The 20252-nt window shown below is 73.2% G+C and carries 14 protein-coding genes and 4 pseudogenes; 7 read left to right on the forward strand and 11 right to left on the reverse strand.

Annotation, left to right across the window (positions count from 1 at the left end; all coding sequences use genetic code 11):
• Nucleotides 1–149 precede the first annotated feature (149 nt).
• Together MF408_RS06135 and MF408_RS06140 are read right to left on the reverse strand one after the other, a co-directional pair.
• Nucleotides 150–1847 (reverse strand): annotated as a pseudogene (locus MF408_RS06135) (ABC transporter ATP-binding protein); the annotation flags it as partial.
• Nucleotides 1848–2270: 423 nt separating this feature from the next.
• Nucleotides 2271–2441: pseudogene (locus tag MF408_RS06140) on the reverse strand (helix-turn-helix domain-containing protein); the annotation flags it as partial.
• A gap of 197 nt (nt 2442–2638) precedes the next feature.
• Here MF408_RS06140 and MF408_RS06145 point away from each other — a divergent pair.
• Nucleotides 2639–6205 carry an alpha-L-rhamnosidase gene (locus tag MF408_RS06145; protein ID WP_240250670.1) on the forward strand — a complete coding sequence of 1189 codons (3567 nt, stop codon included), beginning with the start codon at nt 2639–2641 and terminating at the stop codon, nt 6203–6205.
• Nucleotides 6206–6991: 786 nt separating this feature from the next.
• Here the strand turns inward: MF408_RS06145 and pdxH are convergent.
• On the reverse strand, nt 6992–8032 hold the full coding sequence (gene pdxH, locus MF408_RS26650) for a pyridoxamine 5'-phosphate oxidase (protein ID WP_345893917.1): 1041 nt from the start codon (nt 8030–8032) through the stop codon (nt 6992–6994).
• Nucleotides 8033–8206: 174 nt separating this feature from the next.
• On the opposite strand from pdxH, the gene MF408_RS06160 reads away from it, so the two are divergent.
• Entirely contained in the window at nt 8207–9310 is a 1104-nt protein-coding gene (locus MF408_RS06160) for a citrate synthase 2 (RefSeq protein ID WP_240250672.1), read from the forward strand.
• Between the two features lie 1095 nt (nt 9311–10405).
• Here the strand turns inward: MF408_RS06160 and MF408_RS06165 are convergent.
• Entirely contained in the window at nt 10406–11071 is a 666-nt protein-coding gene (locus tag MF408_RS06165; RefSeq protein ID WP_240250673.1) for a GNAT family N-acetyltransferase, read from the reverse strand.
• Between the two features lie 139 nt (nt 11072–11210).
• Here MF408_RS06165 and serC point away from each other — a divergent pair, with 139 nt between their 5' ends.
• The 3 genes and pseudogenes from serC to MF408_RS26655 all read left to right on the forward strand — a co-directional run bounded on the left by serC (nt 11211) and on the right by MF408_RS26655 (nt 14462).
• Nucleotides 11211–12332: a phosphoserine transaminase gene (gene serC, locus MF408_RS06170; RefSeq protein WP_240250674.1), complete on the forward strand. Its 1122-nt coding sequence runs from the start codon at nt 11211–11213 to the stop codon at nt 12330–12332.
• 90 nt (nt 12333–12422) lie between these two features.
• Nucleotides 12423–13274: a DUF427 domain-containing protein gene (locus MF408_RS06175; RefSeq protein WP_240250675.1), complete on the forward strand. Its 852-nt coding sequence runs from the start codon at nt 12423–12425 to the stop codon at nt 13272–13274.
• Between the two features lie 188 nt (nt 13275–13462).
• A pseudogene (locus MF408_RS26655) lies at nt 13463–14462 on the forward strand (NADH:flavin oxidoreductase/NADH oxidase).
• A 12-nt stretch (nt 14463–14474) separates the two neighbouring features.
• On the opposite strand, the gene MF408_RS06185 reads toward MF408_RS26655, so the two are convergent.
• Entirely contained in the window at nt 14475–14672 is a 198-nt protein-coding gene (locus tag MF408_RS06185) for a hypothetical protein (RefSeq protein ID WP_240250676.1), read from the reverse strand.
• A gap of 287 nt (nt 14673–14959) precedes the next feature.
• Here MF408_RS06185 and MF408_RS06190 point away from each other — a divergent pair, with 287 nt between their 5' ends.
• Together MF408_RS06190 and MF408_RS06195 are read left to right on the forward strand one after the other, a co-directional pair.
• Nucleotides 14960–15391, forward strand: coding sequence for a VOC family protein (locus MF408_RS06190; protein ID WP_240250677.1), 432 nt, complete (start codon nt 14960–14962; stop codon nt 15389–15391).
• 46 nt (nt 15392–15437) lie between these two features.
• Nucleotides 15438–16448, forward strand: coding sequence for a Ku protein (locus MF408_RS06195; RefSeq protein ID WP_240250678.1), 1011 nt, complete (start codon nt 15438–15440; stop codon nt 16446–16448).
• A 7-nt stretch (nt 16449–16455) separates the two neighbouring features.
• Here MF408_RS06195 and MF408_RS06200 read toward each other — a convergent pair whose 3' ends face one another.
• From MF408_RS06200 to MF408_RS06220, 6 genes and pseudogenes are all read right to left on the reverse strand, one after another.
• Nucleotides 16456–17442 carry a phosphatase PAP2 family protein gene (locus MF408_RS06200; RefSeq protein WP_240250679.1) on the reverse strand — a complete coding sequence of 329 codons (987 nt, stop codon included), beginning with the start codon at nt 17440–17442 and terminating at the stop codon, nt 16456–16458.
• Nucleotides 17442–17993: a macro domain-containing protein gene (locus MF408_RS06205; RefSeq protein WP_240250680.1), complete on the reverse strand. Its 552-nt coding sequence runs from the start codon at nt 17991–17993 to the stop codon at nt 17442–17444. The genes MF408_RS06200 and MF408_RS06205 overlap by 1 nt, the downstream gene beginning before the upstream one ends.
• Nucleotides 17994–18020: 27 nt before the next feature.
• The gene (locus MF408_RS06210; protein WP_240250681.1) at nt 18021–18830 is read right to left on the reverse strand and encodes a DNA topoisomerase IB; all 810 of its coding nucleotides are present in this window, start codon (nt 18828–18830) and stop codon (nt 18021–18023) included.
• 71 nt (nt 18831–18901) lie between these two features.
• A pseudogene (locus MF408_RS26660) lies at nt 18902–19026 on the reverse strand (DNA topoisomerase IB); the annotation flags it as partial.
• Nucleotides 19027–19044: 18 nt separating this feature from the next.
• On the reverse strand, nt 19045–19341 hold the full coding sequence (locus MF408_RS06215; RefSeq protein ID WP_240250682.1) for a DUF1905 domain-containing protein: 297 nt from the start codon (nt 19339–19341) through the stop codon (nt 19045–19047).
• Between the two features lie 39 nt (nt 19342–19380).
• Complete coding sequence (locus MF408_RS06220) at nt 19381–20196, reverse strand: metalloregulator ArsR/SmtB family transcription factor (RefSeq protein WP_240250683.1); 816 nt, start codon at nt 20194–20196, stop codon at nt 19381–19383.
• Nucleotides 20197–20252: the final 56 nt, after the last annotated feature.

A 20252-nucleotide genomic window follows, 5' to 3' on the forward strand; every position in this document is an offset into this window, starting at 1 on the left:
CCCCGGAAGTCGTCGGCCTTCTGGCCGACCATGCCGCCGCCCATCGGACCGCGACCGGGACCGGCGCCCTGGACGACCCGCTCGGTCTGCTTCATGGTGCGGGTGCCGCTCATGCCGCCACCTCCCCCGTCACGCCCTGCGAAGTCCGCGATCTCCTGGTACGTCGGGTTGTCGCGCATCAGCTCCTCGTGCGTGCCGCGGCCGACGACGCGGCCGTCCTCGAGGACGAGGATCAGGTCGGCGTCGCGGATCGTGGCGATCCGCTGGGCGACGACGAGGACGGTCGCGTCGGTGGTGATCGGCTCCAGCGCGGCCCGGAGCCGGGCGTCGGTGGCGACGTCGAGCGCGGAGAACGCGTCGTCGAACAGGTAGATCTCGGGTCGCCGCACGAGGGCCCGGGCGATGGCGAGCCGCTGCCGCTGGCCGCCCGAGACCGTCGTGCCGCCCTGGGCGACCGGCGTGTCCAGCCCCTCCGGCATGGCACGGACGAAGTCGACCGCCTGCGCGACCTCCAGCGCCTCCCACAGCTCCTCGTCGGTCGCGTCGGGGCGGCCGTGCCGCAGGTTGGACGCGATGGTCCCGGAGAACAGGAACGCCCGCTGCGGCACCAGGCCGATCCGCGACCAGAGCAGCTCGGGGTCGAGACGTCGTACGTCGACCCCGTCGACCCGCACGACGCCCTCGGTCGCGTCGAGCAGCCGCGGCACCAGGTTGACCAGGGTCGTCTTCCCGGCGCCGGTGGAGCCGATGACGGCGACGGTCTGCCCCGGGCGGGCGCTGAAGGTGACGTCGGAGAGCACCGGCGCCTCGGCGCCTGGGTAGGTGAGGCCGACGCCCTCGAGGTCGAGGTGGCCGGCGACCTGCACCTCGGTGACGGGGTCGGCGGGCGGGACCACGCTGGAGGCGGTGTCGAGCACGGCGGCAATCCGGTCCGCGCTGACCGACGCGCGGGGGATCATCATCAGCATGAAGGTGCCCATCATCACCGACATCAGGATCTGCATGAGGTAGGCGAGGAACGCGGTGAGCGCGCCGACCTCCATCTGCCCGTTGTCGACCCGGTGGCCGCCGAACCAGATCACCCCGACGCTGGCGACGTTGGCGACCGCCATCACGAGCGGGAACAGGGTCGCCATCCACCGGCCCGCGGTGACCGACACCTGGGTGAGGTCGTCGTTGGACCGCGCGAACCGGGCGGTCTCGTGCGGCTCGCGGACGAACGCGCGCACGACGCGGATGCCGGTGATCTGCTCGCGCAGCACCCGGTTGACGTCGTCGAGCCGCTCCTGGACCGACCGGAACGCCGGCACCATCCGGGAGACGACGATGCCGATGCAGACGAACAGCACGGGCACCGTGGCGACGACGATCCAGGACAGGCCGAGGTCCTCGCGCATCGCCATGACGATCCCGCCGACCATCATGATCGGGATGGTGACCGCCATCAGGCAGGTCATCATCGCCAGCATCTGCACCTGCTGGACGTCGTTGGTGGCCCGGGTGATCAGCGACGGCGCGCCGAAGTGGGAGACCTCTCGGGCGGAGAAGGCGCCGGTGCGCTTGAAGATGTCGCGGCGCAGGTCGCGGCCGAAGGCCATCGCGGTCCGGCCGCCGAACCACGCCGACGACATCGAGCACGCCGCCTGGACGAGCGTGACGACGAGCATCACGGCGCCGGTCCGGACGACGTAGCCGGTGTCGCCGCGAGCGATCCCCTTGTCGATGATGTCGGCGTTGAGGCTCGGGAGGTAGAGCATCGCGACCGTTGCCGTGAACTGCAGGACGACGATCGCGCTCAGCCAGCCGCGGTAGGGCGCGAGGTGGTCACGGAGCAGGCGGAGGAGCATCAGGGTCCTTCCTCGGCGTCGCGGACGACGCCGTGGAGCACGGTGTCGACGACCTGGGCGGGAGTCAGCAGCTCCCCCGTCGGCGATCTCCGCGTGGGAGCCGGCGAAGGTGAGCATGCGCAGCAGGTGGAGCACCTGCCGCGGAGGTACGGCGAGCCGGTGGGCGTCCGGCTCGATCAGGGCGAGCATCCGGGCCTGGGCCTCCCCCAGGCCGTGCGCGAGACCAGGGTGTTCACGCAGGTGCTGCGGAGGAGCGACCAGCCCCATCGCCCGCATCAGCCCGAAGATGGCGAGGAACCGCTGCTGCAGGATCGAGGTCATCGCGAGCAGCCGCTCCTCCAGGGGCGCCCCGCGGTCGATCTCGTCGAGGCGGCGGAGGAACTCGGTCGGCTCGAAGCACCGCGCGAGCGTCGCGTCGACGAGCTCCTCCTTGGAGGAGAAGACCCGGAAGATCGTGCCCTCGGCGACCCCCGCGGCTTCGGCGATCAGCCGGGTGGTCACGGCGCGGCCGTGCTCGTAGAGCAGCGGGCGGGTCGCCGCGATCAGCGCCTCGCGGCGCTCGTCGGGCGACAACGGGCGGGCGCGCGGAGACATGCCGCCAGACTAAGTGAGTGAGCGCTCACTCACAAGCGGGGCCGCCCCCTTCGGGCGCGCCAGAGCAGCGGCCGACCTGGGTTGAAACGTTTCGGCCCATCCGTTGAAACGTTATAGCGAAAGTGTTGCCGTCGTCACATCCCGGCCTCTAACGTCCGCGGCGACGAAAGGACGCCGCTCGATGCTCCCGACCCGCCATGCCCGCCGTACCCGTCGTACCCGCCGTTCCCGCTCGGTCCTCGCCCCCGGCCGCTCTCGCCGCCGCGCTGGCGATCACCACGGTCGCACCCGTCGCTGCGCCTGCAGCCGCGGTGGAACCGGCCGCGCCCCGTCTCGCTGCTGCCGCGGCGCCGGTCGCGGTCGGGTCCCTGACGACCGAGCACCTCGACCGCCCGCTCGGCATCGACGCCGAGCAGCCTCTCCTGGCCTGGCAGCTGACCGGCCGCCCCCGCGGCATCGTGCAGTCCGCTTACCAGGTCCAGGTCGCCACCACGTCCGACTTCGCCGGCGAGCTCGCCTGGGACTCGGGCCGCGTGGCCTCCGACCGCTCCGCCGGGGTGGAGTACGCCGGCGACGCGCTCGCGTCCGCCACCCGCTACCACTGGCGGGTCCGGGTCTGGGACGGCGCTGGTCGTGCCTCGTCGTGGAGCGACCCCTCGTGGTTCGAGACCGGGCTGCTCGCCGCGGAGGACTGGCAGGCCGCCTGGATCGCGCCGGGCACCGAGCGGACCGGCGGCTCCTACCTGCGCGGGGAGCTCGCGCTGCCCGACGACGTCGCCCGGGCACGGCTCTACGTGTCCGGACGGGGCAGCTTCGAGCGCGGCCCCGACGGGCAGGGCATCTGCTGCGAGCAGCAGTTCGGTCTCGCGCGCGGCATCTACGAGGCCTGGATCAACGGCGAGCGGGTGTCGGACACCGAGATCGAGTCGACGAGCGTCGACACCCGCGTCCGGGCCCTCTACCGGACCTACGACGTCACCGAGCTCGTCGGCGAGGGTGACAACGCCCTCGGCCTGATGATCGGCGAGGACTCCGACGTGCTCGCGCAGCTGGCGGTGACCCTCGCCGACGGCACCTCACACGTGCTCGCGACCGACGGGACGTGGCGCTCCACCGTGGGTCCGGTGACCCGTGCCCACCGCTTCCACGGCGAGAAGTACGACGCCCGGCGCGAGGTGGACGGCTGGTCCGAGCCCGGCACCGACAGCGCGGGCTGGGAGCAGGTCCGGGTGACCGACGAGGAGCCCGGGACCATGGCCGCCGCGGCCTTCGAGCCGATGGAGGTCGTCGCCGACCACGACCCGGTCGCGGTCACCGAGCCGGCGCCGGGGGTCTACGTCCTCGACTTCGGCCAGAACCGCAGCGGCTGGACGCGCATCGACGTCGACCTCCCGGCCGGCACCGAGGTCAGTCTCAAGCACGGGGAGCGGCTCACCGACGGCCGCGTGGACAACGGGGTCATCGGTGCCGCCCAGACCAACACCTACCTCGCCGCGGGCGGCCGCGCCGTCTGGGAGCCGTCGTTCGTCTACGCCGGGTTCCGCTGGGTCGAGGTGACCGGGCTGCCGCACGCGCCCGAGCCGGGCGACGTCGTCGCCCGCGAGGTCCACAACGCGGTGGCGCCCACCGGCTCCTTCGACAGCGACGACAGCATGCTCGACCGGCTCCACGCCGCCGACCGGCAGACCCAGGTCAACGGGCTGCACGCCGTGCCCGAGGACACGCCGACCCGCGAGAAGCGCGGCTGGACCGCTGACGGTCACATCGCGGCGGAGGCGACGATCAACAACTACGGGATGGCCGCCTTCTACACGAACTGGAGCGAGGAGCACGTCGCCGCCCAGCGACCCGACGGCCGGATCCCCGACATCATCCCCACCGAGCCCAGCGACCCGTGGGAGAACCGGTCGGATCCCGCCTGGGGCGCCTCGCACTACCTGATCCCGCTCTACGTCTACCAGCGCTACGGCGACGCGCGGCTGCTCACCGAGCAGTACCCGTCGCTGCGGGCCTACGTCGACTACCTCGGCACCACCACCGAGGACCACCTGGTGACCGATCCCGCACACCGCTGGGGCAACGACTGGCTCGGCGTGGAGCAGACCGACTCGACGCTGTTCCGCTCCGGGTTCTACTACTGGGCGCTGCAGACCGTCGCGCTCGCCGCGGAGCTCACCGGTCGGGACGACGAGGCAGCCGAGCTGGGCGACCTGGCCGCCGATGTCGCGGCCGCGATCAACCGGGAGTTCCTCGACCCGGTCGCCGCGAGCTACGGGCCGAGCCAGTTCGCCAACGCCTTCCCGCTCACCCTCGGGATCGTCCCCGACGAGCACGTCGACGGCGTCGTCGAGACCCTGGTCGCCGACGTGGTCGACGAGCGCGGCGGCCACTTCACCGGCGGGCTGCCCGGCATCCGCTACATCCCGCAAGCCCTCGCCATGCACGGGCGGTCCGACGTCGTCCTCGACGTGGTGCGCAGCACGGAGCACCCGGGGTGGGGCTACATGCTCGAGCACGGACCCGGGACGATCTGGGAGGACTGGAACGGAGCCTCGAGCCTGAACCACCCCATGTTCACCTCGATCGACGACTGGCTCTACGCCGACGTCGCCGGGATCCGGCAGCGGCCGGGGTCCGTCGGCTACCGGCGCTCGGTCATCGACCCGCAGGTCACCGACGAGGTGCGGTCGGGGAACGCGACGGTGGCGACGCCGTACGGCGACCTCAGCAGCTCGTGGCGGACGGTCCGCGGCTCCGTGGTGCAGCAGGTGACGGTGCCGCCCAACACGACGGCCACCGTCCACGTCAGCGCCGGGAGCCCCGGCTGGGTGCTCGAGAGCGGCCGGCCGGTCGCGGGTCGCCCCGGCGTGGTCGACGTACGCCGCGCCGGCGACGACGTGCTGGTGGAGGTCGGCTCGGGCACCTACACCTTCACCGTCGACCGGCTCGGTGGGCTGCTCCGCCAGGCACGCACCGCGGTCGTGGCCGCCCGCGCCGACCTCGCTCGGCCGGGGGTGCGGCCGGCCGCACGGCGCGTGCTCCGGCCCGCGCTGCGACAGTCGCTGACCGCCGTCGACGCCGCGCTCCGGGCCCACCGGGCCGGTGCGTCGGGGAAGGCGCAGGCCCGGGCGGCCCGCGCGCTCGGCGGACTCCAGCTCCTGCTCGACCGGCTGGGCCGCCAGCAGCGCCGCGGGGCCGTGTCGGCCAAGGCCGCCGCGGCGGTGCGGGCCGACGTCCGTCGCGCCCAGACCGCGCTCACCGCTGCGGTGGCCGGGCGCACCAAGGTGGCGGCGTCGATCGAGACCGACGGCCTGACCGCGGGAACGACCTCCGAGGTGCGGCTGCGGCTGCACAAACGACGGCAAGGTGCCGCTGCGGCGCCTGGCGTCCCGGCTGGCCCTGCCCAGCGGGTGGACGGCGCGGACGACCAAGACGCTGCCGAAGCGGCTCCGGGCAGGTCGTCAGGCGGTCGCGAGGTTCGAGGTGTCGGTGCCGGTGACCGCGCAGGGTGGGCACACCCTCAAGGCGACGGTGACCGCCCGGCGCTCCGGACGCGGGCTCCGCGTCCCGGTCGCGCTCCCGGCGCAGGTCGCGGCTCCGGTGGCGGTCGTCCGGCTCTCAGGCACCCGGGTGGTGGAGCCGGACGCGACCGAGGTCGAGGTCGCCGCGACGATCGGCAACCGCTCCGACCGGCCGGCCACCGTCACGGTCGCGGTGACCGCTCTCCCGGAGGGCTGGGGAGACCGCCGGACCCGCTCGGGTGACGGTCCCGGCGCGCGGGCAGCGGGTCGTGCCCCTCACGGTCACCCGCGCCGTCGACGCCGCGGGCGGTGAGCTCGAGGTCGAGCTGCGCGCGTTCGGCTCGGTGTCGGAGACCGCCTCGACGCGGGTCTTCGTCCGCCACCTCGACTGCACCGCCGACGTCACGGAGGAGGCGTGCCTCGACCCGCGGGTGGAGCTGATCCACAACTTCGAGGACGGCACCGACGGTTGGACGGCCGCGGAGGGCTCCGCGTCGGTGGCGGCGGTGACCTCGACCGCCAACGGGCCGGGGATCGCTCGTCTCGGCCGCCGGCTGCTGGAGGCCACGCCTACTCCGGGCATCGCTGCGAACGAGTGGCGCACCGCGTCGGTGCGGCTCGACCAGCCGCGCGCCTTCACCCCCGACCAGGCGCTGGTCGTCCACCTCAACGGCTACGGCGGTGGCTCCGGCCCCTTCTTCGGCCGGCTCCGCGTCACCGACAGCACCGGCACCGTGCTCGAGGTCGAGCAGGGGGTCACGCCCGACGCGTGGAACCAGCTGCGGGCGCCGCTCGGCGACTGGGAGGGCATCGACGTCGCCGCGATCGAGGTCGGCTTCCGGGGTCTGCCACCGGGCCGTGGCCCGGCCGGTTCCAGGTCGACCTGGTCGCCCTCGACGCGACCCCGCCGCCTCCCGACCCGGCCGACAACCTGGCGGCCGGGCGCCGGTCACCGCCCGGGCCACCATCGACTGCTGCTCCTGGGGCCGGGCGAACCTCGTCGACGGCCTCCGGACGAGCACCGAGGCGTCACGCGGCTACACCAGCGACCCGCCGCGGAGCTCGCGCGACGCGGAGGAGTGGGTGCAGGTCGACCTCGGCTCCGTCCAGGAGGTCGGGCAGGTCTGGCTGTGGCCCCGTACCCCCACCGCGGGCGAGCCGGCCGGCAACGGCGGTGCGGGCTTCCCGGAGGTGTTCCAGGTCGAGCTCTCCGACGACGGCGAGACCTGGACGACGGTGGGCTCCTTCACCGGGCAGGTCTCCGACGGCTCCACCGGGACCGGGTACGACGTCGAGGGCTCGGGCCGCTACCTGCGCGTGCGCGCCACACGGCTCGGCCCGGCAGCGCCGGACGAGGCGGGCAGCGGCCTGTTCCGGCTGCAGCTCGCGGAGCTGGAGGTGTACCCGCCGGCCGGCTGACGCGCTACGGCGCCAGCCGCTCGACCACCCAGGCTCCGCTGCCGTCCCGGCGGTAGCGGAGCCGGTCTGCATCCGTCCGGGCCGTCCCTGCCAGAACTCGAAGGTCTCGGGGCGGACCCGGTAGCCGCCCCACTCCGGCGGCACCGGCACCTCGCGCCCGGCGAAGCGGCGCTCGGCGGCCGCGAACCGCTCGGCGAGGTCCTCCCGGCTCGGGACGACCGTCGACTGCGGCGAGGCCCAGGCGCCGAGCTGGCTGTGGCGGGGCCGGGAGGCGAAGTACGTCGCCACCGCGTCGGCGTCCAACGGTGCGGCCACCCCCTCGACCCGCACCTGCCGCTCGAGCGGGTGCCAGGGGAAGAGCAGGGCGCAGCGGGGCTCGTGCGCGAGCGCCTCGCCCTTGCGGGAGGCGGTGTTGGTGAAGAACGCGAACCCCTCCTCCGAGACGCCCTTGAGCAGCACGGTCCGGGCGGAGGGCCGGCCGTCGGGCGAGACGGTCGCGACCACCATCGCGTTCGGCTCGTGCAGGTGCGCCGCCTGCGCGTCGGCGAACCAGCGGCGCCACATCAGCCACGGGTCCGGGTCGGCGTCGGCCTCGACCAGGCCCGCGGCGCCGTACTCCTGCCGCAGCGCGGCGAGGTCGGGCTCCTCCATCGCGGTCACGCCACGGAGTCTGTCACCCGGCCGGGTGCGCGCGGCAGACCGTCGTCCGTCCACCACCGCCGCCCCCGTCCGGCGGGCGCGGCAGGTGGTGCAGAATGCGGCGAGACCCGCCGCCCCCCCCGTCCCGGGACGTCCGCGGCGGCACTGGACGACAGGAGACGCCGGATGACCGAGGTACACCACGGACTGGAGGGCGTCGTCGCGTTCGAGACGCAGATCGCGGAGCCGGACAAGGAGGGCTCCGCGCTGCGCTACCGCGGCGTCGACATCGAGGACCTGGCCGGCCGGGTGCCGTTCGAGCACGTGTGGGGCCTGCTGATCGACGGGTCCTACACGCCCGGGCTGCCGCCGGCGGAGGCGTTCACGCTGCCGGTGCACACCGGCGACGTGCGCGTCGACGTGCAGGCGGCGATCGCGATGCTCGCGCCCGCGTTCGGCTTCGGCCAGACCTACGACATCAGCGACGAGCAGGCGCGCAACGACCTCTCCCGGGTCGCCGTCATGGTGCTGTCGTACGCCGCGCAGTCGGCGCGCGGGCTGCACCTCCCGGTCGTGCCCCAGAAGGAGGTCGACGAGGGCCGCACGCTGGCGGAGAAGTTCCTCATCCGCTGGAAGGGCGAGGCCGACCCCAAGCACGCGCACGCGATCGACGCCTACTGGTCGTCGGCGGCCGAGCACGGGATGAACGCCTCGACGTTCACCGCGCGGGTGATCACGTCGACCGGCGCCGACGTGGCGGCCGCGTTCTCCGGTGCGATCGGCGCGATGAGCGGCCCGCTCCACGGCGGCGCGCCGTCGCGGGTGCTGGGCATGATCGAGGACGTCGAGAAGAGCGGTGACGCCCGCGCCTACGTGAAGAGGCTGCTCGACGACGGCGAACGGCTGATGGGCTTCGGTCACCGGGTCTACCGCGCGGAGGACCCGCGCGCCCGGGTGCTGCGCCGCACCGCCCGCGAGCTCGGCGCCCCGCGCTACGAGGTCGCCGAGGCGCTCGAGCAGGCCGCCCTCGCCGAGCTCCGCGAGCGCCGCCCCGACCGCGTGCTCGAGACCAACGTGGAGTTCTGGGCCGCGATCGTCCTCGACTTCGCCGAGGTGCCGGCGCCGATGTTCACCTCGATGTTCACCTGCGCCCGCACCGGCGGCTGGTCGGCCCACATCCTCGAGCAGAAGCGCACCGGCCGGCTGATCCGGCCCTCCGCGGTCTACGCCGGACCGTCCGCCCGGAAGGCCGACGAGGTCGAGGGCTGGAACCCCGACTGGTCCGCCTGAGCCGGTCGCGCTCGCGACTCCTCGCGGGACGTCATACGGACGGGGTCACCGGTGGCCCCGTCCGTACGACGTCCCCGGTCGCGGTGGCTGCGCCGGTTCTCAGCCGCTCGAGTGCCGCGGCGTCTCGGTGTCGGGGTCGACCTGGTCGGCCCGGTGCAGCTGCTCGTCGAGCGTGCTGCGCTCGCGCCGCACCTCGTCGCGGTGCTCGCCGGCCACCATGTCGAGGCGGTCGGCCTCGGCGCGCGCCCGCTGCGCCTCGGCCTCGGCCAGCTGCGCCTCCGCCTCCCGCTTGCGCAGCTCCGGCTCCCGGTGCGCCGCCTCCGTGCGGATGGTGGCGGCCTCCTCCCCGGCCGGCGCGGTGCTTCTCGTGGGTCACGTGGCGCTTCCTCCGCGCGGCCAGCGCGGCGAGCGCCGCGATGACCAGCAGGGCCACCACGATGGCGATCACGATCCAGACCCAGGTGTCCATGGTTCCTCCTCGGGGTTCCCGGAGCGGTAACCGCTCGGCGCTGCGGCAAACGCGCCGCGGGCGCGGACGGAGCGGGATGCGACAATCGCCGTTCTCGTCGTTCGATTCGCACCAGGAGCTGGCATGACCGAGGCCGTCGTCGCCCGGTACCCGACCCCGCCCGTCGTACGGGCCGCGGACGTGACGGCGAAGTTCCTCCTCGTCTGGATGCTGCTGAGCGCGCTCGTCGACCCCGACGTCGCGAACCTGCGGGACAAGGGCGCGGAGGCGCGGGCGGTCGCCTACCCGCTGCTCGCCTTCACCGTGCCGGCGATCTGGCTGCTGTGGTGGAAGGAGCGGGCGTCGTTCCCGTGGCTGGCCGACCTCCTGGTCACCATCACCTGCTTCTCCGACATCCTCGGCAACCGGATGGACCTCTACGACGCGATCACCTGGTTCGACGACTGGATGCACTTCATGAACAACGGCCTGCTGGCGGCCGCGGTGATCCTGCTGACCCTGCACCGGTCGACCTCGCTCGTGCGCACCGTCGAGCGGGCGCTGGCCGTCGGCGCGACCGGCGCCATCCTGTGGGAGCTGGGTGAGTACGTCGCGTTCATCCGCGGCGGCACCGAGCGGCAGTTCGCCTACACCGACACGCTCGGCGACCTGGTGCTCGGCACCCTCGGCTCGGTGGTCGCAGCGCTCGTCGTCCACGCCCTGTGGCGACGCGGCCACCTCACCTCCGCCGCACCGCAGCTCGACCACGCCGCCGCCTGAGCGGCGGCGGGCTCGGGCCCGCCGTCAGATCCGCTTGCCGAGGTACCGCGACAGGGGCTGTCGCTGTAGTGCCCGAAGCGCTGCACCTCGACGTAGCCCGAGCTCGTGTAGAGCCCGATCGCCTCCGGCTGCCGGAGGCCGGTCTCGAGCACCACCAGGTCGTGACCGGCGGCACGCGCGGTGTCCTCGAGCTCGGCCAGCACCCGGCGGGCGTGACCGGCGCCGCGGGCCTCGGGCACGACGTACATGCGCTTGACCTCGACCGCGTCGGTGCCGCCGAGGGCGCGCACCGGCGACCGGCGCCAGGCGCCGGTCGCGACGGGCGTGCCGGCGACGTAGCCGACGAGGAACAGCCCCTCCGGCGGCTCGAACATCGCCGGGTCGAGCGGCGACTCGTCGGGCGAGCCGTAGCGGACGACGTACTCCTCCTGGACCCGCTCGACCAGCGCGAGCGCGTCCGGGTGCCCGTAGCCGACCGTCACCAGCTCGAGCGCCGCAGGCTGGTCGACGGGACGGCGGTCGGCAGTCGTCATCGGCCCCTCCTCGCTCGTACGCCGGCGGCCCGGTGTCCGCGCAGCGTCCCGATTCAACATCGCCGTGACCTGGCTGTCACACTGGTGCCGTCTCTGACAGCGTCGTCAGCATCACGCCACCCCGACCGAAGGTAGCCACATGACCGACGCCCTCACGATCCCCGCCGACCTCAAGCCCGCCGACGGCCGCTTCGGCGCGGGGCCCTCGAAGATCCAGACCAGCCACCTCGACGCGCTGGCCGCGACCGGCGCGACGCTGATGGGCACGTCCCACCGGCAGGCGCCGGTGAAGAACACCGTGGGCCGGGTCCGCGAGGGCCTCGCCGCGCTGTTCGAGCTGCCCGAGGGCTACGAGGTCGTGCTCGGCAACGGCGGCGCGACGGCGTTCTGGGACATCGCGACGTTCGGGCTGATCGAGCGGAAGTCGCAGCACCTCAGCTTCGGCGAGTTCTCCTCCAAGTTCGCCAAGGCCGCCGAGCAGGCGCCGTGGCTCGACGCGCCGTCGGTCGTGAAGTCGGAGCCGGGCAGCCGACCGGCCCCGGTCGCGGAGGCCGGCGTCGACGCCTACGCCTGGGCCCACAACGAGACCTCGACCGCCGTCATGGCGCCCGTGGTGCGCCCCCAGGGTGCCGACGAGGGCTCGCTGGTGCTCGTCGACGCCACGTCCGGTGCCGGCGGTCTCCCGGTCGACCTCACCCAGGTCGACGCCTACTACTTCGCGCCCCAGAAGTGCTTCGCCTCCGACGGCGGCCTGTGGATCGCGCTGATGTCGCCGGCGGCGCTCGACCGGGCGCAGCGGATCGCGGCGTCGGAGCGGCACATCCCGGCGTTCTTCGACCTGCCGACCGCGATCGACAACTCGGCGAAGAACCAGACCTACAACACCCCGTCGGTCGCGACGCTCTTCCTGATGGCCGAGCAGCTGGACTGGATGAACAGCCAGGGCGGGCTCAAGGGCATGGTCGAGCGCACCACCGAGTCGTCGTCGATCCTCTACGGCTGGGCGGAGAAGACCTCCTACACGACGCCCTACGTCGCCGACCCCGAGCACCGCTCGCTCGTCATCGGCACCGTCGACCTCGACGACGCGATCGACGCCGCCCAGGTCGCCAAGGTGCTACGCGCCAACGGCATCGTCGACACCGAGCCCTACCGCAAGCTCGGCCGCAACCAGCTGCGGATCGCGATGTACCCCGCCGTCGACCCCGCCGACGTCGAGGCCCTCACGCGGTGCATCGACTTCGTGGTCGAGAACCTCTGACCGGCTGACCCCCGCGCGGTCGGGGCCGTCGCCCCGCACGGCCTCGACCCCGGGGGCGGCGCGGGTGTCTCATGGACCATGGCCCTGCGCATGAAGCGACACCTCGGTCAGTCGATCTCCGAGCTGCGGTTCGAGCCGGTCGCGGTGCGGCTCCGCGCGTACGTCGACGGGCGGCCCGCGCTCGACACCGTGCGCGCCGCGCTGGTCTGGGAGCCGCGGCGGCTGGTGCCGGTCTACGCCGTCCCGGAGGACGACCTGCTGCTCGCGGTCGAGCCGACCGAGCCGCCGCCCGCGGCGCCCGACCTCGCGGCGTACCCGCCGATGCTCGGCCCCGACAGCTTCGAGCCGCACACCACGCCCGGGACGGTCGTCGACCTCGTCGGGCCGGACCGGCGGCTCGACCGGGCCGGGTTCCGGCCGGACGACCCCGTCCTGGACGGGCTGGTCGTGCTCGACTTCGCGGCCTTCGACCGCTGGCTGGCCGAGGACGAGGAGCTCGTCGGCCACCCGCACGACCCGTTCAAGCGGATCGACGTCCTCAGCAGCCGCCGGCACGTCGAGATCAGCCTCGACGGCACCGTGCTGGCCGCGACCGACCGGCCGCTGCTGCTGATCGAGACCCACCTCCCGGTCCGGTACTACGTCCCGCCCGCCGACGTCGCGACGTCGCTGCTGCGCCCCAGCGACACCCGCAGCACCTGCGCCTACAAGGGCCACGCGACGTACCTCTCGACCGCGGACGGCTCCGCGGCCGGCCGTGACATCGGCTGGACCTACCGGCAACCGCTCGACGACGCGCTCCGCGTCAGGGACCACGTCGCGTTCTGGAACGAGCGCACCGACGTCCGGGTCGACGGCGAGCTCCTGCGCCGGCCGGTCACGCCGTGGTCCACACCGGCCGAGCAGCGGGGCGCCGACGCCGACAGCCTGGAGTTCGGCTGACCGGCGCCCGAGGATGAGCGAGGCCACATCGCGACCTGCTGCGTCTCGGAATCCCCGGCCCCGCGTGCGGGTTGGGGCGGTGGACACCCGCTCGCCCGAGCCCAGGAGGCACCGCCGCCGTGAGCCACCTCTTCGCCCCGATCACCCTGCGTGACGTCACCATCCGCAACCGCGTGTGGGTGGCCCCGATGTGCCAGTACTCCGCCGTCGACGGCGTGCCCAACGACTGGCACCTCGTGCACCTCGGCTCGTTCGCGCGCGGCGGCGCCGGTCTCGTCATCACCGAGGCGACCGCCGTCGTGCCCGAGGGCCGGATCTCACCCGAGGACGCCGGCATCTGGAACGACGAGCAGCAGGCGGCCTGGAGCCGGATCGTCGCGTTCCTCCACGGCCAGGGCGCGGCCGCCGGGATCCAGCTCGCGCACGCCGGCCGCAAGGCGTCGGCGTACTCCGGCTTCACCGGGCGGCGCGGCGGCGTGGACGACGCCGACGGCGGGTGGCGCCCCGTCGCACCCTCGGCCGTCGCGTTCCCCGGGTTGCGCGAGGACCCGGAGCCGCTGGACACGGCCGGCATCGACCGGGTCGTCGCCGGCTTCGGCGACGCGGCCGAGCGGGCGCGTCGCCGCGGGCTTCGACGTCCTGGAGATCCACGCGGCGCACGGCTACCTGCTGCACGAGTTCCTCTCGCCGCTGTCCAACCACCGCGACGACGAGTACGGCGGCGCGTTCGACAACCGGGCGAGGCTGCTGCTGGAGGTGGTGCGGGAGGTCCGCGCGCGCGTCAGCGGCGTGCCGCTCCTCGTCCGGCTGTCCGCGACCGACTGGGTCGACGGCGGCTGGGACGCCGACGACACCGTGCGCCTGGCCGCGCTGCTGCGTGACGAGGGCATCGACCTGATCGACACCTCGACCGGCGGCAACGTGCTCACCGACATCCCGGTCGGGCCGGGCTACCAGGTGCCGTTCGCGCGGCGGGTCCGCACCGAGGCCGGCCTGCCCGTCGGCGCCGTCGGCCTGATCACCGAGCCCAAGCGGGCCGAGGACATCCTCGCCGACGGGTCCGCCGACGTCGTGCTGCTCGGCCGCGAGCTGCTGCGCGACCCGCACTGGCCGCTGCGCGCCGCCCGCGAGCTCGGCGAGGACGCCGAGGAGCTGTGGCCGGTGCAGTACCGGCGGGCGATCCGGTAGCGCTGCGGGGGCTCAGTCCGCGGCGTCGCTCCCCTCGTCCGCGTCCGAGCGGGGCATCCCCGCCTCCCGGTCGCGGGTCGGGTGCGTGCCGCTGTCGGGCGACCCCTGCGCCGCGTCGTACTCACCGGCCGCCGCCGGCCCGTCCGTCGTCGACGACGTCTCCTGCCGCTCCTGATCGTCGTCGAGCCGTCCCCTGTTGTCCGCGTTCATCTCTCGCCTCCGTCGTCGGGCGTCTCGGTGTGGTGGACGGGTACCCGGCGGGCGGGTGGGCATCCGGCGGGGGCGGGCGGGGCGCGGGGGGTCCGAGCGGGCGCGAGGGGTGAGGTTTCCCCGGCCGACCGGGGAAACCTCAACATGTCGGGCAAAGCAATGCCGGACAAGTGGAGGTTTTGCCCGTCACGTCGGCCCCGGAGATGCGACCTCCCGCCCCGCCGGGAGAGCGACGCCGAGACCGGATGTCCCCCCGCCCCACGCCGCTCCGGTGGAAGGCTGTCCGCATGACCGGCCTGACCATCCAGTGCTTCAACCTCGACACGACCGACCCCGACCGCATCGCGACGTTCTGGCAGGAGGCGCTCGGTTGGCGGCGGACCCACGACACGCCTGACGAGGTCGTGCTCGAGCCGCCGGCCGGCAGTCCGCAGGACGGGGTCGCCCCCGACCTGCTGTTCCTCCGCGTGCCCGAGGGCAAGACGGTGAAGAACCGGTGGCACCCCGACCTCCGGCCGGAGGACCAGGCCGCCGAGGTGGCGCGGCTGGAGAGCCTCGGCGCGACGCAGGTCGACGTCGGGCAGCGCGCCCGCGACGGGGTCTCCTGGGTGGTCATGGCCGATCCCGACGGCAACGAGTTCTGCGTCCTGCGCGCCTACACCGAGGAGGAGCTGCGGCGGTGGGCGGCGGAGGAGGCGCAGGCGCGGTACGCCGTCTAGTCGCGGTCGCCCGGGGGTACCCCTCGTCCGACCAGGAGGTGGAGAGATGGCGCGCGCGATCTGGACCGGCTCGGTGTCGTTCGGGCTGGTGAACGTGCCGGTCGGACTGTTCTCGGCGACCCAGGACCACGAGGTGCACTTCCACCAGTTCGAGAAGGGCACCTCCAACCGGATCCGCTACCAGCGGGTCAACGAGCAGACCGGTGACGAGGTCGCCTACAAGGACATCGTCAAGGGTGCCGAGGTGGGCGACGGCGATTACGTGATGCTCACCCAGGAGGAGCTGGAGTCGGTCGAGCCGGGCCGCAGCCGGACGATCGACATCACCGACTTCGTCGACGCCGCCGAGATCGACCCGACCTACTACCAGAAGTCCTACTACCTCGCGCCGTCCGACGACACCGCGAAGAAGCCGTACGCCCTGCTGGTGCAGGCGATGGAGCAGGCCGAGCGGATCGGTGTCGCGACGTTCGTCATGCGCGGCAAGCAGTACCTCGCCGCCATCCGGCCGCACGACGGGGTGCTCGTGCTGGAGACGATGTACTTCGCCGACGAGGTCCGCGACCCCGGCAAGGAGATCGACAACCTCCCCACCCGCACCAAGGTGTCGAAGAAGGACCTCGACATGGCGGTCAGCCTGGTCACCTCGCTCACCACGAAGTGGGACCCGAAGAACTACGAGGACACCTACACCGAGCGGGTGCAGAAGCTGATCGACGCCAAGAAGAAGAACCGCGAGATCGTCCGGGAGGAGACCACGGAGGAGACCTCGGAGAAGGTGGTCGACCTGCTGGCCGCCCTCCAGGCGTCGGTCGAGCAGGCGAAGGGCCACAAGCCGGGCAACGCCCACCGCGTCGACAAGCTTCGCACCCGCAAGGCCGACGACGACACCTCGAAGGGAAGGTCGAAGGGAACGTCGAAACGCCCGTCGAAGAAGGAGCTCTCCAAGCGCGCGTCGGAGCTCGACATCCCCGGCCGCTCCAGCATGTCGGCCGACGAGCTGGCCGACGCGGTCGCCGCGGCGGAGAAGGGCAAGGGCCGCAAGAAGGCGTCGTGACCAGCGGTCAGCGCGTCGCCGTCAGCTCCGCCTCGCCGGCGGGCTCCGCCGCACCGGCGGTACGACGCCGCTCCCACCAGGCCCAGAAGCCCATCGCCGCCGCCACCAGCAGCGCGCCGGCGATGGCGTCGACGACGTAGTGCTCGGCGTAGTAGACGAGCATCAGCGTCATCGTCAGCGGGTAGAGCAGCAGCAGCCACCGCCACCCGCTGCGCATCTGGCTGATCCCCCACCACGCGACGAGCACCGCGAACCCTGCGTGCAGCGACGGCATCGCCGCGACCTGGTTGCCGACCGCCGAGACGCTCTGGTGGGCGGCAGCGCCGCCACCTCCGCCGTCGCCGGTGGTGAAGTCCCAGCCCCGGCCCGTGATCCGGGAGATGTCCTCGGTGATGTAGCCGTCGCGCGACGCCATCCACGGCGGGGCCATCGGGTAGACGACGAAGCAGACCACGGCGGCGACGATCACCGTGAGCCAGCGCCGCATGTAGCGGACCCACTGGTGCCGGTTGCGCTTCCACAGGTAGGCCGCGACACCGATCGCCGCGAAGAAGTGGGAGTAGTAGACGGTGGTGAGGAGCACGTCGTACCAGTTGGGCGGCATCGACCGCTCGCACGGCACCCCGCACAGGTGCGCCTGCAGGAACTCCGTCGGCAGCGTGCCTCCGAACAGCCACTTGTCGGCCTCGATCGGCTCGGTGACGTGCACGCTGAAGATGCCGAGGTCGTCGGAGAGACCGCGGCTGTAGAGGTAGAACGTGAACACCGCGAACGGCGGCCACCAGTCGCGGAGGAAGACGAGGTGCTCGCGCAGCGGTCGCCGCACGTCCCACGCGACCGTGCCGAGGTAGATCCACAGCACCGCCTCGACGGTCTGCTTCGGCAGGCCGAAGTACTCGAGGTAGACGATGACGCCGACGACGTACGCCAGCACACCTGCCACCCTCACCGCGTCGACCGCCCGCCGGGCAGGTTGCAGCGCCTCGTCAGTCATCACACCTCCAGTGCGTGAGGATAGTGGGCCGCACCGACGGCGGCCTCCGGTTTGTCGTCAGAGCCGGCCGGCGACGAGGTCGTGCCGTCGCCCGGCCGAGCGCCACGATCCGGGCCTCGGCGACCTGCGTGCGCGTGCCGCGCAGCGTCTCGACGGCCGCGTCGACCGCGTCCTCCTTGGGCCAGCCGTAGATCCCGGCGGGAGACCAGCGGGAACGCGACGGTGCGGGCGCCGAGCTCGTCGGCGACCTCGAGCGCGCGGCGGTAGCAGGAGGTCAGCAGCGACCTGTCCCGCTCGCCCGCGGCGTGGTTGGGGCCGACCACGTGGATGACCCACCGCGTCGGCAGGTCGCCGGCCGTGGTCCAGCCGGCGTCACCGGTGGCGAGCCCGTCGGGGAACCGGCGGATGCAGTCCTCGAGCACCGCGGGGCCGCCGGCGGCGTGGATGGCGCCGTCGACCCCGCCGCCGCCACGCATCCGGCGGTTGGCCGCGTTGACGATCGCGTCGACCTGCTGCCGGGTGATGTCGCCCTCGACGACGGTGACCTCCATGGGAGGAGCCTCCCACGGGCCGGTCCGTCACCTGGAGAGGACCAGCCGAAGGGTCGCCCGCTCCAGTGCGGCCTGCCGGGCGTCGGGGTCGTCGAAGGTCCGCCGGGTGGCGGCGCGGATCGTGCGGCCCTCCTCGTAGGCGTCGACCACCCGCGGGTCGACGTACGCCGACCGGGCGAGCGCCGGGGTGTTGCCGAGGTAGTCGGCCACCTGGCGCATCACCGCGGTGACGGCGCGCTTGCGCGCGGTCTTGGTGGCCTCGGGGCCGGGTGCCTGCGCGAGGGCGGCGGCGGCGATCACGGTGGCGTGCCAGGTGCGGAAGTCCTTGGCGGTGGCGTCCATGCCGCTGACCTCGCGGAGGTAGCCGTTGACGTGGGTGGGAGTGAGCGAGCCCCAGCCGCGGCCGTTGCGGAAGACGAGCAGCGACGGGTCGGTGCTGCGGCGGCGGCGCATCCGCTCGAGGGTCTCGACGATGAGCGGGTCCTCGATCTCGATCCGGTGCTCGATGCCGGACTTGCCGGTGAACTCGAAGACGAGCGAGCCGCCGCGCCGGCGCACGTGCTGCCGCTCGAGCGTGGTCAGCCCGAACGACCCGTTCTCCTCGGCGTAGACGTCGTTGCCGATCCGGAAGTAGCCGACGTCGAGCAGTCGCACCGCCAGCGCACAGGCGTGCTCGACCGACAACCCCTCCTCGCGCAGGTCGCCGAGGACCCGCTCCCTGACCTGCGGGAGGCGCTTGCCGAACCGCAGCACCCGGTCGTACTTCTCCGCCGCCCGCTTCTCCACCCACACCGGGTGGTAGATGTACTGCCGCCGGCCGGCGTCGTCGGTGCCCACGACCTGGAGGTGGCCGTTGGGGTGGGGGGCAGATCCAGACCTCCTGCCAGGCCGGGGGGATCACCAGCGCCCGGCACCGCTCGGCGAGCTCCGGCGCCAGCCGCCGGCCGGACTCGTCGAGGAAGACCCAGCCCTTGCCGGCACGGCGCCGCGTCCAGCCGGGCTGGTCGGGCGAGGAGCGGCGCAGGCGGGGCACCCCGTGCAGGTACCCCGCTCAGAGGGGTCGCAACGTCACCCGGCAGCGGCGGCCGTCGACGAGGCGCTCCCGGTCGCGCACCTGCTTCTTCACCGGGAGGACGTAGGTCTTCTCCTCGCTGCTCGGGAAGACCGAGGTCTGCCAGGTGGTGGCGCCGACCGTGACCTCGACCCGCACGCTGCCGAACCCCTTCGGCGGTGCGGTCGCCTCGATCTCGTCGGCGACGTCGAAGGGCAACGAGACGAAGAACCACCCGCCCGGCTCGTCGCGGGCCTGCCACTGCCACAGCGGCGCCTCGAACTCGTACGACGTCACGCGGTGATGCTCGCAGGTCCCGCCGACGTCGGCCCGGTCTCAGCCCGTCAGCGCGCGGTACCGCTCGAGGAACACCGGCCAGCCGTCGTCGGCGGCGAGACCCTCGCGGTAGCCCTCCCAGCCGTCGCCGTGCCGCTCGAGGTGGCGGTGGACGAGGTCGACCCGCGTCTGCTCGGGGCCGAGCTCGACGAAGGTCACCTCGACCTCGCTGGTGCGGTCGGGGTCGGTCTCGAGCTGCCACCGCAGGTCGATGTCCCAGCTGATGACGAACCGCTCCGGCGGCTCGAACGCGAGCACCCGCGCCCACCGGCACTCGCTGCCGTCGACGCCGCGGTCGTAGACGTGCCCGCCGACGCGGGGCTCGAAGACGGTCTCCTCGACGTCGACCGCGAGCAGGTTGTACTCCCGCGGCTTGATCTGGTCGAACCGCTCCACGAAGTCGGCGAAGGCCCGCTCGCGCGGGACGTCGACCACGATGTCGAGCCGCACCTCGGCGGCCTCGGCGTCACTGCTTGCGACGGTCATCGTCCTTGCTCCTTCTCTGTTTCTCTCCGGTGGGCTTCCTCGGTGACCTGCTTGAAGTTGGTGAGCGCGTGCCGCCAGAACGTCTCCAGCTCGCGGCGCAGCTCGTCGAGGCCGTCGAGCCGCGCGGCGTAGATCCGCTCCCGCCCCCTGCGGCCGGACGTCGACCAGCCGCGCCTGGAGCAGCACCTGCAGGTGCTGGGAGACGGCCGGCCGGCTCACCGGCAGCTCGCCCGCGATCGTCGTCACCGAGCTGGGCCGGTGCGCGACCCGCGCGAGGATCCGGCGCCGGGTCGGGTCGCCCAGCGCGGTCCACGGGTCGATGGTCCTCATAACGCGTAAGTGTTCACTTACACGTCGGCCCGCGTCAAGACCCGTGGGCCACCGCC

It is taken from the genome of Nocardioides sp. TF02-7, from assembly GCF_022437945.1.
Taxonomy (GTDB): domain Bacteria; phylum Actinomycetota; class Actinomycetes; order Propionibacteriales; family Nocardioidaceae; genus Nocardioides.